This is a genomic window from Thermoanaerobacterium sp. CMT5567-10, from assembly GCF_030534315.2.
Classification (GTDB): domain Bacteria; phylum Bacillota; class Thermoanaerobacteria; order Thermoanaerobacterales; family Thermoanaerobacteraceae; genus Thermoanaerobacterium.
Genome location: NZ_CP130558.2, coordinates 1,652,431 through 1,666,708, shown reverse-complemented (window position 1 = coordinate 1,666,708; position 14,278 = coordinate 1,652,431). Strand labels below are relative to the sequence as shown.

Sequence of the window (14,278 nt, the reverse complement as noted above, 5' to 3'; positions counted from 1 at the left end):
CATTGCTATTTATATTACCTCTGACCCTTCCTTGCTTTATCTATTGCCTGAATTTCCTCTGCAGACAAAGGATAATTTGACTGTGCTTTAACTATTGGCTTTGCAAATGTAGCCGTTTCATTTCTACCGTATATTCCTGACAAGACTATTCCATTGTCTTCACTGTCTAAAAGAGCTATTGAAAAGCTCAAGTCAGATCCCACATCATTAAATGCATTATACCTTACAATACCAACTTTCTTTATAGAAGCTTTCATTTCACTATCTATCATGCTTAACTCTTTCCTAAACCTTTCAAGCTTTTCGTTAAATTCTTCATTTTTACTTATGTTCTTTGTTAAAAGCTCAATTACATCTCCAGTTTCCAATTCTTTTATAAGCTTCTTATACTGTTTCTTTAATTTTGTGTATTTAGAATTAATTATAATAACTACTATGAAATCAAACAACCCAAGAACAATGGCAAATAAAATAAATAAACTCATGTTTTTATTAAATATCATTATCAGTTCTTGCATACTTTCTCCTCCGAATTTCATAAATTTCCTTAACTCAGCGCTTGTTTTGCTATGGTGTACAATGCATCTACAGCTTTATCTACTTCATCTTCTGTATTAAAATACCCTATTCCAAATCTGACTGTACCTGTCTTTAACGTACCTATCGTCTGATGAGCCAGTGATGAGCAATGAAGACCAGATCTTGTAGCTATATCAAATGCTTTATCCAGAATGTAGCTGACTTCCCCGGAATCTATATCTTTGATATTTATAGATATAACTCCAACTCTCCTTTCTTCATCGCTATTTCCATACAATACAAGGTTTGGTATATCTTTTACACCGTCAATAAACCTTTTTGTCAGCTTTCTCTCATGTTTTAATATATTTTCTACACCTATACTTCTAATATATCTCACACCTTCTTTTAGACCTGCAATACCAGGTGTGTTTGGCGTTCCACTCTCAAGCATATCTGGCATCATATCAGGTTGATGGATATTTTCTGAATTGCTACCTGTTCCACCTTCCTTTATCGTTTTAAGTTTTATCGTATCCCTTACATAAAGTCCACCTGTGCCTTGTGGACCAAAGAGAGATTTATGCCCGGGAAATGCCAATAAATCAATATTATCCTTTTCTACATCAATAGGATAACTTCCAGCAGTTTGTGCAGCATCAACCAGGAAATATATGCCCATTTCCCGGGCAATACTGCCTATTTCCCTTATAGGCATCAATGTGCCAGTCACATTCGATGCGTGTATCATAGCAATCAATTTCGTATTTTTCTTAATAGCTTTTCTTACATCGTCAACATCAATATTTCCCTTCTGATCGCATTTCACTATTGTCAAATCAATATAGTTGCTGTCTCTTAAAGCTATCAGTGGTCTTATCATTGAGTTGTGCTCCATGCTTGATGTTATAACATGATCGCCTTCATTTAAAATGCCTTTTAATGCGATATTTAAAGAATCTGTAGTATTAAGCGTAAAAATTACTCTCATAGGGTCATTTATATTAAAAAGCTGGCACAACTCCTGCCTTGCCTCTAATATATGCTTTCCAGACTCTATTGCTAATCTATGACTGCCTCTCCCTGGATTTCCGCAATACCTCATTACCCTGTCAATCTCATCGTAAACTGATTCTGGCTTAGGATATGATGTAGCCGCATTATCAAAATAAATCAACGCCAGCCCTCCCATCATTTAATTTTATTTACTATCTTTAATGTAATCTAAGTTAATGTAAGGAGGCATTTTCCTTCCTGCTTTAATAACTGCTCTATATGCCGTCTGTAAATCTACCATATTTTTATTACTGTATATCTTATACCTGCTTCTGTACTTAGAAGGTGTAGAAATCAACATAATTGTATTTGCACCTGCCATTAAAGCCTTAACTTGTGCATCTTTATCAACTGTTGCTAATGCTGTTGTAGCAGGTATAAAAACATTTTTTAAAACAAGTCTCGTTGCTGCTACCGTCTTTAACGTCATCTCAACATCTCCATGTGGATATGTCTCTAATGGTGTACCTGTAGCCGGTACAAACGGGCCAATACCTACCATGTGGATTCCCATATCTTTAAAAAACAATATATCTTTCGCTATATCTCTTGCTGTTTGTCCAGGAAGTCCTATAATATTGCCATTACCATTTACATATCCGTTCTCCCTTAGCCACTCAGAACATTTAACGCGATAATCAAAATCATCATCAGGATGTATATTTTTAAATATTTCCCTGTTTGTAGTTTCTATTTTCAGTAAAAAATTATTTGCACCAGCTTCCCTAAAATGCTTGTACTCTTCTTGGTTTCTTTCACCAATGCTTAGCGTTATGCGCATATTAGTCTCTTTCTTAATTTTCTTGATAATTTCAATTATCTTATCTTCTGTATACCATGGATCTTCACCTGATTGAAGAATAACTGTCCTTATCCCCATCTTTTTTAATTCTTTTGCAGTTTGGACTATCTCATCTATGTCCATCCTATATCGCTCAACAGATAAATTATCTCTCCTTAATCCACAATAAAAGCAATTTTTTCTGCAAATATTTGAAAATTCTATTGCTGCCCTTATGTCGACAATATCGCCGACAACTGACTTTCGCATCTCGTCCGCAGCTTTAAATATAGAACTTAAGTTCTTATCACCACTGGAGCTTAGTATGACAACTATGTCATCTTCTGTTAGCTCTATTCCATTTTCTATTTTCTTTAAGACAGTTATTAAATCATTATTTAAGTCTTTATTAATTTTATCAATAAGCCCTTCAAGTTTACGTATTTTATAAGGGTATATCCCTTTCAATGATATAGAATTATCTTTAAGGAGTTTTTCTGCTACATCAACATTATATGCATTAATTTTTATTGCGGTACTGCACACAGAACCATACTCTGATGGTGCAGGAATCAATTCAGTCTTAATATCATTTTGCTTTAATATTTTATCCGCATTCAGCATATGCTGCGTCGAATTACAAATTATTATATAGTGTTCCATATATTTTCACCTGTGAGTTTTATTCATATATCTATATTTTATATTTATTTAGCCATAGTTACAATAGAAAATGCATTTGTTTTTACAAATGCATTTTCTATCATCTATTTATTATAAGATCTGTAAGCCTGGATAAATCCTCTTCACCGTAATATTCGATCATTATCTTTCCTTTATTTTTACCTGGTATTATCTTTACCTTAGTTCCGAAAAATCTGCAAAAATTATCTTCTATCTCTTTAATATATATATTATTAATCTGTCTTTTTTTTCTTTTCGGTGATGCCACTTCTTTTATCAAATTTTCTGTTTCTCTAACATTTAAATTCTTATCAACAATTTTATTTGCAATTATATTCTGCTTGTCTGCATCTTGCAAAGCTAATATGACTTTTGCATGACCTGTAGTTATTTTCCCTTCCATCAGCATATTTTGAACATTTTCATCTAGATTAAGCAATCTAATACTATTAGCAATTGCCGACCTGCTTTTGCCAACTCTCTTTGATATTTCTTCCTGTGTTAAGTTAAACTGTTCCATCAGTGACTTGTATGCTTTTGCTTCGTCAATTGGATTGAGGTCTTCTCTCTGGAGATTTTCTATAAGGGCTATTTCCATCACTTTCTGGTCATCAAAATCTTTAACTATAGCTGGTATTTCTTTTAGTCCTGCTAGTTTAGCTGCTCTCCATCTTCTTTCCCCTGCTACAATTTGGTATCCGAAATTGATTTTTCTAACAATAATAGGTTGTATAACACCGTGTTCTTTTATAGAATCAGATAACTCTTTTAAAGATTCATCATCAAAATGTTTCCTTGGCTGGAATTGATTTGGCTCTATGTCTGAAATTTTTATATTTTCTACGCCTTTTGTATTTTCTTCATCAATATCAGGTATAAGAGCTTGTAAACCTCTACCAAGCCCTCTTTTATTATTCAATTGCCTCACCATTCCTTTCAATCATCTCTTTTGCCAATTCTTCATATGCTTCAGCACCTTTTGAATGGGGGTCATAAAGAGAAATAGGTTTCCCAAAGCTTGGTGCTTCACCTAATCGTATATTTCTCGGTATTATAGTGCCGTAGACTTTTCCCTTGAAGTATTTCTTAACTTCATCAACAACCTGTATCGATAAGTTTGTCCTAGCATTAAACATGGTTAATACAACACCTTCAATTTCAAGGCTGTGATTAATGTTTTTCTTTATTAAGTTTATTGTATTCATTAACTGTGTTAAACCTTCCAAAGCATAATATTCACACTGTATCGGCACTAATACTGAATCTGCTGCCGTTAATGCATTGATTGTTAAAAGTCCCAACGATGGAGGACAATCAATCAAAATATAATCATAATCATCTTTAATATCTTTGAGAGAATTTTTAAGCCTGAATTCCCTTGATAGCATGGGAACAAGTTCTATCTCTGCTCCTGCCAATTGAATGCTGGATGGTACAATAGAAATGCCATTCATCTCATTAAGCGTTATAAGAGCTTCTTTTATGTTTCTTTCTTCAATTAAAATATTATATGTAGTGCAATCAAGCGATGAATTATCTATTCCAAAGCCACTGGTCATATTGCTTTGAGGGTCCATATCAACACATAATACCTTTTTCCCACTGGCAGATAAAGAATAACCTAAATTTATTGTTGTCGTTGTTTTGCCAACTCCACCTTTTTGATTTGCTATAGCTATTATTTTTCCCAATTTATCACCCCGCTATTTTTATCATATTTTTATTATAACATTGTTCCATGTGGAACAAAAGTAAAATAACAACACGGGGTGATTAAATACTATTTTTTAGGAATTCTTATCTTAAATTCTATATAATCATCTTCATTCTGCTCTGTGTATTCCGCATCAACACCAGATTTTTTCATTATTGAAATTGCCTGTTTAATAGTATTTACAAAAATTCTTATGTCCTTATAAAATTTCATCATTTTCTTTTTTTCTTGTTTCTTATCTTCTTCCATTGTAATCTTATTTATCATGTCCTGCACAATTTTTTCAGTCTCTTTAACATTACATTTCTTCTTAATTATTATGTCAATTGCTTTATTTTGAAGTTCTTCATCTGGAAGCCTTAAAAGTGCTCTTGCGTGTCTCTCTGTCAGGTTATTTTCAATCAATTTTGCTTTAATGCTATCATTTAATTTTAAAAGCCTCAACTTGTTAGCTATTGTAGATTGGCTTTTTCCAAGCATAGCAGCTAATTTTTCTTGTGTGAGATTATGGTCGTTTATCAAATTGTTATACCCTTCTGCTTCCTCTAAAAAATTTAGATCTTTTCTTTGAAGATTTTCAATCAAAGCAATAACTGCAGAGTCTTCGTCATAGGCTTCAAAAACTATGGCAGGTATCGTCTTAAGTCCCGCAAGTTTTGAAGCCCTCAACCGCCTCTCACCTGAAATAAGCTCGTAAGAATTGCCATTTACTACTCTTACACTTATTGGCTGTATCACTCCATAAGCTTTTATTGAATCACAAAGCTCCTGCAGATTGGCAGTGTCAAAAATTTTACGAGGCTGATATGGATTAGGTCTAATAAGGTCTATCGGCAAGTATTTAATCTCTTGTTGCTTTATCGAAACCATAAAAAACACCTCTTTAAAAACAATCAGATTATTACTTATATATATTCTACAATAAAATCAAAATTCCTCCTAATATACCATTATTATCCTGTTATTTTTTATCATTGAGATAAAAAGCCATTTTACCTATAAATCTCAGGTATTCTTATGCGTAGAGAATCGATGGTTCCATCTTTAATCATTTCTTTAAGTCCTTCAGGATATATATCATATTTGTCAAATTCAGAAATGTCTATCCACTTAACGTCCTTTATCACTTGTTTGTCTTCAGGCATATCCGGGTCAAAACCCAACCGCAAATCTCCACCAACAATTGAACATCTAAAATACGTTGCATAGTAAATGCTGTATTCCTCAAGATAGCATACACTATCTGCAATAATATCATAACCTGTTTCTTCTTTGCATTCTCTTATCAGTGCATCAACACAAGACTCATTCTCCTCCACTCGTCCACCAGGAAAAACCCATCCAATCTCATTTTCCACCTGATGTTTAACAAGTAAAACTTTATTGTCATTAATAATTACAGCTCTTGATACTAATAAACACGCTCTTAGATTACTCATAAAAATTATCCTTTCACTTAGAGTGGCATTTTTTCAATTAATTTTGGTTTTCTAGGATATTTCATATCTGTAGTGCCAAGTTTTCTTATCAAAAGCAGCTTATGAACAATATCCGTATAAGGCAATGTTACTTCAAAAATATTTTCTATCTGACTCTTTAAAGCATTTAAAGCATTATTAGACATTACTATCTCTTCATCTACATTTGAACCTTTAAAAGCAATTAAATATCCATCAACTTTAACAAAAGGAATGCAATACTCAAGCAATATATTTAATTGTGCAACAGCTCTTGACAATGATATATCGAACTTTTCTCTTAAAGAATTATCCTTTCCTAAGTCTTCTGCACGCCCATGTATTATCTCTACATCATTTAGATGTAATTGCTGTACTAATTCATTTAAAAAGACAGTTCGCTTCTTTAATGAGTCAACAATAGTCAGCTTCAAAGATGGATAGAGAATTTTAAGAGGTATAGATGGAAATCCAGCACCTGCACCTACATCTATTATCATTTCATTGCCATTTATCTTTTTACAAATTTTAGCTGTTAAGCTGTCCAAAAAATGCTTGACAACAACATCGCTTTCTTCCGTAATGGCTGTCAAATTCATTTTTTGATTCCATTCCAGAAGAAGATCATAATACTTTATGAATTGTTCCACATGGAACAGTTGGAGATTAACTCCTAATGATTCCGCTCCTTTTATTAGTAAATCAATATTGTCTTTCTTCATAATCTATCTCCTTGACTGCAAATAAATTAAAATAACAGATATATCAGCAGGTGATACGCCTGATATCCTAGATGCCTGTCCGACAGAAGTCGGCATTATACTTTTTAACTTTTGCCTTGCCTCAATGCTTATGCCTTTTATTTCATCATAATTTATCCAAGATGGTATCTTTTTATTTTCTAATGCCTTAAATTTCTCCACTTGTTCCAACTGTTTCTTTATATACCCTTCATATTTTATATTAATATCGATCTGCTCTGCTACATCATCTCTTATATCTTCAGGTCTATCCTTGTCAATTACCTTAGATGAAATATAATCAATTTCAGGCCTTTTTAGTAAATCATACATGGTAATCCCTGTCACAATTGGTGAACTTCCTTTAGACTTTAAATATTCATTGACAAAATCACTTGGAACAATCATTGCGGTTTTCAATCTTTCCATCTCTTTTTCATACTGAATTTTTTTCTTCAAAAACCTTTCGTACCTTTCATCATCTACAAGTCCAATTTGCCTTCCCTTTTCAGTCAATCTAAAATCCGCATTGTCCTGTCTCAATATAAGTCTGTATTCAGCTCTTGATGTCAGCATTCTATAAGGTTCATTTGTACCTTTTGTAACAAGGTCATCAATTAGGACACCTATATACGCTTCAGATCTATCTAATATAAAAGGCTCTCTATTTAAAAGCTTCATAGCAGCATTTATACCTGCCATTAATCCCTGCGCAGCAGCTTCCTCATAACCAGATGTTCCATTTACCTGACCTGCAAAAAACAATCCTGATATTGTCTTTAATTCAAGTGACTGCTTTAACTGTGTAGGATCAATGCAGTCATACTCAATAGCATATCCAGGCCTCATGACTTTTACATTTTCAAGTCCTTTTATTGTTCTTAAAAATTCAATCTGAACATCCTCAGGCATACTTGAAGACATGCCTTGTACATACATCTCATTGGTATTCCTTCCTTCAGGCTCTATAAAAAGTTGATGTCTAGGTTTGTCTGGAAATTTAACAACTTTGTCTTCTATAGAAGGACAATACCTTGGTCCAACGCCTTTAATCTCACCACTGTAAAGTGGTGACCTTCCTATGTTTCTCAATATAACCTCATGTGTTCTACTATTTGTGTACGTAAGCCAGCATGGGATTTGTTCCACATTTATTTCATCGTGCAAATATGAAAAAGGTTTTATTTTTTCATCACCAGGCTGGATTTCCATAGCATCAAAATTAATAGATTTTTTATCTACACGAGCAGGTGTTCCCGTCTTAAACCTCATCAATTTTATGTTAAGTCCCTCCAAACATTTTGACAGTTCATTTGCAGGAAACAAACCATTAGGACCACCGCTATAACTCACATCGCCAATTATAATTCTTCCCCTCAAATAAGTACCTGTCGTTACAATACAGGACTTACACAGGTATCTTGCACCATTTTTTGTAATTACACTTTTCACTTCACCATTCTCTACTTCAATATCAACAACTTCATCTTGTTTTATGTCGAGATTCTCCTGCTTTTCAAGTGTATACTTCATATTAAATTGGTATCTTTTTTTATCAGATTGAGCTCTTAATGCCCTTACAGCAGGCCCTTTGCTGGTATTTAAAGTCCTTTCCTGTATCAAAGTTTCATCTGTATTTATGGCCATTTGTCCCCCCAGTGCATCAATCTCTCTTACAAGATTTGTCTTGGCAGGGCCTCCTATTGCAGGATTACACGGCATTAACGCAATCGAATCTAAATTTATTGCAAACGCAACTGTTTTAAGTCCAAGCCTTGCCGTGGCTAAAGCTGCTTCACACCCTGCATGCCCTAAACCTATAACAGCAACATCATATGACCCAGCATCGTATATCATTTAAGCACCTACTTTCCAACACAAAATCTTTCGAAAATTTCATTTATCAAATCTTCATTAGCAGTTTCACCGGTTATCAAACCAAGATTATCAATAGCAGCATTTAAATCTATAGATACAAAATCCTCTGTCAAACCGCTTTCTATTGTATTAAGACAAGACATTAAATTTTCTTTAGCTTTTAATAAAGCGTCTTTATGCCTCATATTGGTTAAAAGAAATTCATTGTTTGATAGTCCATTCTCCATCACCATACTGTATACAGTATTTTCCAGAATATCAAACCCTTCTTTTGTAACAGATGATAAACTTATATACTTTTCATTTGAAATTCTTCTGATTTCATTCAAGTCTATCATAGATGGCAAATCGATTTTATTTAAAACATACAAAACATTCTTATCATCAATCATCCTCAGTATTTCATAATCTTCCTTCTCCAAAGGTCTTGAATTGTCAAAAACAAAAATAATAAGGTCTGCCTTATTAATTGCTTCCATACTTCTTTCTACACCAATTTTCTCTACTAATTCATCAGTATCTCTGATACCTGCTGTATCAATAAGCTTTATCGGTATTCCCTTTATATTCAAATACTCCTCTATTATATCCCTAGTCGTACCAGGTATATCAGTTACAATTGCTCTATTTTCATTTAAAAGTGTATTTAACAGCGAAGACTTGCCTACATTAGGCTTACCAATTATGGCTGTATTAAGTCCTTCTCTTATTATCCTTCCTTTTTCTGATGAATCTAATAATTCATCAATTTTTCTAATTGCATTTTTAATTCCATCTATCAATTCACTATCATTGAATATCTCTACATCTTCATCAGGAAAGTCCATCAATGCAAATATATGTGCAATGAGTGCAACTAAGTCGTTCTTTATTTCATTTATTTTATCCTTAACACTGCCACTTAACTGCATTACAGCGTATTTATTTGAAAGTGCCGTCTTTGACCTTATTATATCTATAACCGCTTCCGCCTGTGACATATCAATTCTTCCATTTATAAAAGCTCTCTTTGTAAATTCACCGGGTTCAGCAAGTCTTGCTCCATTTTTTAAAACCAATTCTAAAATCCTCTTGGCAGGTACATAACCACCATGACAATTTATCTCTACAATATCCTCTTTTGTGTAAGTATGTGGACTCTTCATCACATTAACAAGCACTTCATCGTATACTTCATTAGATTCGCTATCGTAAATAAAACCATAATGCACAGTATGGCTTCTCACAGCTTTTAAATCTATATTTCTTTTAGATTTGAATATGCCAGAAACTATTTTTATAGCATCACTGCCACTTATTCTTATAATCGAAATACCTGCTTCACCAACAGCAGTAGATATTGCTGCAATCGTATCATCTATCATTTCAAACCACCAAACTTTCCAATCTTAAATATGATAATATATCACTAATCATTATTTTACAATATGGTAAAAGAAAAAATACCCTTGTCCTGGGTATCTACTTCAAAGATATTGTAACTCTCCTATTTGGCTCATCGCCTTCACTAAATGTTTCTATATCAGGATCATCCTGCAAAGCTAGATGAATTATCCTTCTCTCATTTGCATTCATCGGCTCTAATGTAATGCTCCTATTTTCTTGCTTGACTTTTTTTGCTATTTTATTTGCCAAATTTATCAGTATCTTCTCTCTCTTTGCACGATAATTTTCCGCATCTAACAAAATTCTCTTGTGTATACCTTCAATATTTTTTTTATTAGCTACCAACGAAGTCAAATATTGAAGAGAATCCAATGTTTCACCTCTATATCCTATTAGAAGTCCAACTCCATTTCCTTTCAAATTCACCAATAAGCTATTGTCTTTCTCATCAATATCATATTCTACATTTATTCCAATCAACTTGATTATTCCATCTAAAAATTTTTTGACATTTTCCTTTACAACATCCTTAACAATAATCTTAACTATAGCTTGTTTTCCTAGTAAGCCCAGAAATCCTTTACTGCCTTCATCTATTACTTCTATATCAACCATATCTCTAGAAACACCTAGCTCTATAAGTCCGGCATTGATAGCCTCTTCAACTGTTTTTCCTGTTTTTATTATTTCCCTCATTTGAAGACTCTCCCTTCATTGATTCGGTAGGTCTTAAGAAGAAATATTGCTGAGCTATCTGAAAAATGTTGCTTGTCACCCAATATATTCCTACACCTGCCGGTAAAGAAACAGTTATCCAAATCATAAAAGCTGACATGATAAGATTCATTGATTTTTGGCTGTTATCTGTCTGTATCATCGCAGAAGAAATATACGTCGTAATACCAGACAATATTGGCAATATAAAGTAGGGATCCTTATCAGCTAAGCTTTTTAGCCATAAAAATGATGCAGTACTAAATGCCGGATAATTCCTAAGCATAGCAAAAAGCGGCCAAAGTATTATAAGCGGCAACAGCATCGGTAGACAACCACTCATAGGATTAACATTTTTCTCTTTATAAAGCTTCATCATTTCCTCATTTAACTTTTGGGGATCCTTTGCATATTTTTTCTTTAAATCTTCCACTAAAGGATTTATCTCTTTCATCTTTTTCATTGTTCCCATCTGTTGAACGTAAAAAGGCAAAAGAACAATTCTAATTAAAATCGTAAAAATAATTATAGCAACACCATAATTTCCAACAAAATCATATATAAACTTTAGTAACTGGCCAAGATACATACCAATTGCTGCCATTTTAAACCTCCTAAGCTATTTTACAGGATCATATCCACCTGGATTGAATGGATTGCATCTTAATATCCTCCACAAAGCCATAATACCACCTTTTAAAACACCATACTTCTTTATAGCGTCTATAGCGTATTGAGAACAAGTCGGATAAAATCTACACGATTTTGGCTTCATAGGAGATATAAATTTCTGATAGAATCGTATTAAATATATAAAAATGTATTTCATTATCTATTCACCATATAAAGAGAAGATTTTGTTAACAGTCTCCTCATAGCATTTCCTACCATATGGAAATCTGCCTCAACAATCTTATTTCTTGCAATAAAAATAATGTCATATCCTTTAAATAAATCACGATCCAATAACCTAAAATTTTCATATAACAATCTCTTATAACGGTTTCTAATTACGCTTTTACCTACTTTTTTGCTTACTGAAAAACCAACTCTATTGATTCCTAAATTATTTTCTAAGTAATACATCACAATGTACTGATTTGAAATAGATTTACCATATCTATAAACATTTTTAAAATCACTACTTCGCTTTATCTTAATCATATCATATATATAAACCTCCGATTGCAAAAAAGGCCTCATTAAGGCCTTCCTTATGCTGTCAACCTATGTCTACCCTTTCTCCTTCTTCTTCTTAAAACATCACGTCCATTTTTAGTAGACATCCTTTTTCTAAATCCATGTTCCTTTTTTCTATGCCTTACTTTTGGCTGATGTGTACGTAGCACTACTACACCTCCTAAAACCTTAAAAATGCTAATAAGATTATATCGTTTATTTATTTGCATGTCAATAAATTAATCCATTAATGTTATTAACATATTAAAAAGTTTTATTCATACGTTGTTGATAAATTTTATTTTTTTATTGATAATGTGTTAATAATTTGATATCATATAATCGAAGTTGTTAATAAGTAAATAAATTTATTCATATAGATATTTAGTTATTCACAGGTTGTGTATAAATCTGTGAATAACTTGTTATTTTTTCATTTTTTTCTTATGTATTAAAATTATATTCAAGGTTTTTTAAGCCTTTTTAGATAAATTTTTATAAACAAAACTTTATACACAGTATATTTATAACTAAAAAACAATGATACATTGTTGATATTTTTTTTTCCTTTTAAACAAATTTTATCAACATTTATCCGATATAAACATAAATAAACTAATTTTTATCAACAGCTTGTTTATATTTGTAGGAGGTCACAAAATGTATGAAGATTGTTACACATTGTGGGATGCAATATTTGAAAAATTAAAAAGTGAGTTGACGTCTACCAGTTATACAACTTGGCTTGTCCATTTAAAGCCAGTTGCTCTTTTAGACAATATACTGGTACTATCAACTGTCAATGTATTTACCAAAAACATAATAAACGGAAGATACTTAAACGTAATATACGATGCGGCAAAATCTATTACTAATAAAAACATAGAAATAAAAATAGTCTCCGAAGATGAAGAAGAGTATAAAAAGATAAAGGAAACAGTCCAGTATAAAAACGACAAAGACAAAATTGTTTCTACTATGCTGAATCCTAAATATACATTTGACACATTTGTGGTTGGAAACAGCAACAAACTGGCTCATGCTGCATGTTTAGCCGTAGCTCAATCACCTGCAAGGGCATATAATCCATTATTTATATATGGGGGGGTTGGCCTTGGCAAAACACATTTAATGCATGCAATAGGCCATTTCGTACTAGAGCACAACAGCAATACAAAAATAATGTATGTTACATCTGAGACATTTACAAATGAACTAGTTAACTCTATAAAAGATGACAAAAACGAAGAATTTAGAAATAAATATAGAAGTATGGATATCCTTCTGATTGATGATATACAATTCATCGCTAAAAAAGAAAGGACACAGGAGGAATTCTTCCACACATTCAATACATTATATGAAGCAAATAAACAGATCATAGTTTCAAGTGATAGACCTCCAAAAGAGATACCAACACTTGAAGACAGGCTAAGATCTCGATTTGAATGGGGACTCATAGCAGATATTCAGCCGCCAGACTTTGAAACAAGGATAGCTATCTTAAAGAAAAAAGCGCAAAATGAAAACTTAAATATACCTGATGATGTACTTATATATATAGCAGAAAAAATTCCTTCTAATATAAGAGAATTAGAAGGTGCACTAATAAGAATTGTTGCCTTTTCATCACTTACAAAGGCAAATATCGATCTTGATCTTGCAAAAGATGCACTAAAAGACATAATATCAAACAAAGTTAGAAAAATAACGGTTAAACTGATACAAGAAGAAGTATGTAAATATTACAACATAAAATATGAGGATTTTATATCGAAAAAAAGAACGAAGACAATAGCATTCCCAAGGCAGATTGCAATGTACTTAGCTCGTGAAATGACTGATTTGTCATTACCAAAGATAGGTGAAGAATTCGGTAAAGATCATACTACGGTAATACATGCGTACGATAAAATTTCAAACGACATTAAAGAAGATGAGTCATTAAATAAACAGATAGAAGAACTTAAAAAACGAATAAAAGGATTTTAACATATCCACGTTAATAAACTGTTAATAACATTATTTTTTTGAGCTTGTTGATATTGTTAATAATTTTCCACTGTTTAAACAAATTTATTAACAAATGTCGAAGCTTATCGCTACGCATATTAAAATACTTTTTCACATATTAACAAGCTCTATTATTACTACTACTATTTTTATATAT

At 32.4% G+C, this 14,278-nt stretch carries 16 protein-coding genes; 1 reads left to right on the top strand and 15 read right to left on the bottom strand.

What is annotated here, in order from left to right:
* Positions 1 to 14: 14 nt before the first annotated feature.
* From Q2T46_RS08635 to rpmH, 15 genes are all read right to left on the bottom strand, one after another.
* Positions 15 to 518, bottom strand: a complete 504-nt coding sequence (locus Q2T46_RS08635; RefSeq protein WP_303263331.1) for a DUF4446 family protein — start codon at positions 516 to 518, stop codon at positions 15 to 17.
* 29 nt (positions 519 to 547) lie between these two features.
* A complete protein-coding gene (locus Q2T46_RS08630) occupies positions 548 to 1,696 on the bottom strand; it encodes an aminotransferase class V-fold PLP-dependent enzyme (protein WP_303263332.1) in 1,149 nt (382 codons plus the stop codon).
* A 24-nt stretch (positions 1,697 to 1,720) separates the two neighbouring features.
* Positions 1,721 to 3,019: a [FeFe] hydrogenase H-cluster radical SAM maturase HydE gene (gene hydE, locus Q2T46_RS08625; RefSeq protein ID WP_303263334.1), complete on the bottom strand. Its 1,299-nt coding sequence runs from the start codon at positions 3,017 to 3,019 to the stop codon at positions 1,721 to 1,723.
* A gap of 100 nt (positions 3,020 to 3,119) precedes the next feature.
* A complete protein-coding gene (locus tag Q2T46_RS08620; RefSeq protein ID WP_399386977.1) occupies positions 3,120 to 3,971 on the bottom strand; it encodes a ParB/RepB/Spo0J family partition protein in 852 nt (283 codons plus the stop codon).
* A complete protein-coding gene (locus Q2T46_RS08615; protein ID WP_303263336.1) occupies positions 3,952 to 4,731 on the bottom strand; it encodes a ParA family protein in 780 nt (259 codons plus the stop codon). The genes Q2T46_RS08620 and Q2T46_RS08615 overlap by 20 nt, the downstream gene beginning before the upstream one ends.
* An 89-nt stretch (positions 4,732 to 4,820) precedes the next feature.
* The gene (gene noc, locus Q2T46_RS08610) at positions 4,821 to 5,624 is read right to left on the bottom strand and encodes a nucleoid occlusion protein (RefSeq protein WP_303263337.1); all 804 of its coding nucleotides are present in this window, start codon (positions 5,622 to 5,624) and stop codon (positions 4,821 to 4,823) included.
* Positions 5,625 to 5,746: 122 nt separating this feature from the next.
* Positions 5,747 to 6,193, bottom strand: coding sequence for an NUDIX domain-containing protein (locus tag Q2T46_RS08605; RefSeq protein ID WP_303263339.1), 447 nt, complete (start codon positions 6,191 to 6,193; stop codon positions 5,747 to 5,749).
* 17 nt (positions 6,194 to 6,210) lie between these two features.
* Positions 6,211 to 6,933 (bottom strand): 16S rRNA (guanine(527)-N(7))-methyltransferase RsmG, encoded by a 723-nt coding sequence (rsmG, locus tag Q2T46_RS08600; RefSeq protein WP_303263341.1) that lies wholly within the window; start codon positions 6,931 to 6,933, stop codon positions 6,211 to 6,213.
* Between the two features lie 3 nt (positions 6,934 to 6,936).
* Positions 6,937 to 8,808 carry a tRNA uridine-5-carboxymethylaminomethyl(34) synthesis enzyme MnmG gene (gene mnmG, locus Q2T46_RS08595; protein WP_303263342.1) on the bottom strand — a complete coding sequence of 624 codons (1,872 nt, stop codon included), beginning with the start codon at positions 8,806 to 8,808 and terminating at the stop codon, positions 6,937 to 6,939.
* Positions 8,809 to 8,816: 8 nt separating this feature from the next.
* Positions 8,817 to 10,193, bottom strand: coding sequence for a tRNA uridine-5-carboxymethylaminomethyl(34) synthesis GTPase MnmE (gene mnmE, locus Q2T46_RS08590; RefSeq protein WP_303263343.1), 1,377 nt, complete (start codon positions 10,191 to 10,193; stop codon positions 8,817 to 8,819).
* Between the two features lie 97 nt (positions 10,194 to 10,290).
* A complete protein-coding gene (gene jag, locus Q2T46_RS08585; RefSeq protein ID WP_303263345.1) occupies positions 10,291 to 10,911 on the bottom strand; it encodes an RNA-binding cell elongation regulator Jag/EloR in 621 nt (206 codons plus the stop codon).
* Positions 10,877 to 11,533 carry a YidC/Oxa1 family membrane protein insertase gene (locus Q2T46_RS08580; RefSeq protein WP_209453921.1) on the bottom strand — a complete coding sequence of 219 codons (657 nt, stop codon included), beginning with the start codon at positions 11,531 to 11,533 and terminating at the stop codon, positions 10,877 to 10,879. The genes jag and Q2T46_RS08580 overlap by 35 nt, the downstream gene beginning before the upstream one ends.
* A 15-nt stretch (positions 11,534 to 11,548) precedes the next feature.
* Entirely contained in the window at positions 11,549 to 11,758 is a 210-nt protein-coding gene (yidD, locus tag Q2T46_RS08575) for a membrane protein insertion efficiency factor YidD (RefSeq protein ID WP_013299151.1), read from the bottom strand.
* Positions 11,758 to 12,132, bottom strand: coding sequence for a ribonuclease P protein component (gene rnpA, locus Q2T46_RS08570; protein WP_303263347.1), 375 nt, complete (start codon positions 12,130 to 12,132; stop codon positions 11,758 to 11,760). The genes yidD and rnpA overlap by 1 nt, the downstream gene beginning before the upstream one ends.
* Positions 12,133 to 12,143: 11 nt before the next feature.
* Positions 12,144 to 12,278 carry a 50S ribosomal protein L34 gene (gene rpmH / locus Q2T46_RS08565; RefSeq protein ID WP_192403702.1) on the bottom strand — a complete coding sequence of 45 codons (135 nt, stop codon included), beginning with the start codon at positions 12,276 to 12,278 and terminating at the stop codon, positions 12,144 to 12,146.
* 490 nt (positions 12,279 to 12,768) lie between these two features.
* Here rpmH and dnaA point away from each other — a divergent pair, with 490 nt between their 5' ends.
* Positions 12,769 to 14,100, top strand: a complete 1,332-nt coding sequence (gene dnaA / locus Q2T46_RS08560) for a chromosomal replication initiator protein DnaA (protein WP_303263349.1) — start codon at positions 12,769 to 12,771, stop codon at positions 14,098 to 14,100.
* Positions 14,101 to 14,278 lie beyond the last annotated feature (178 nt).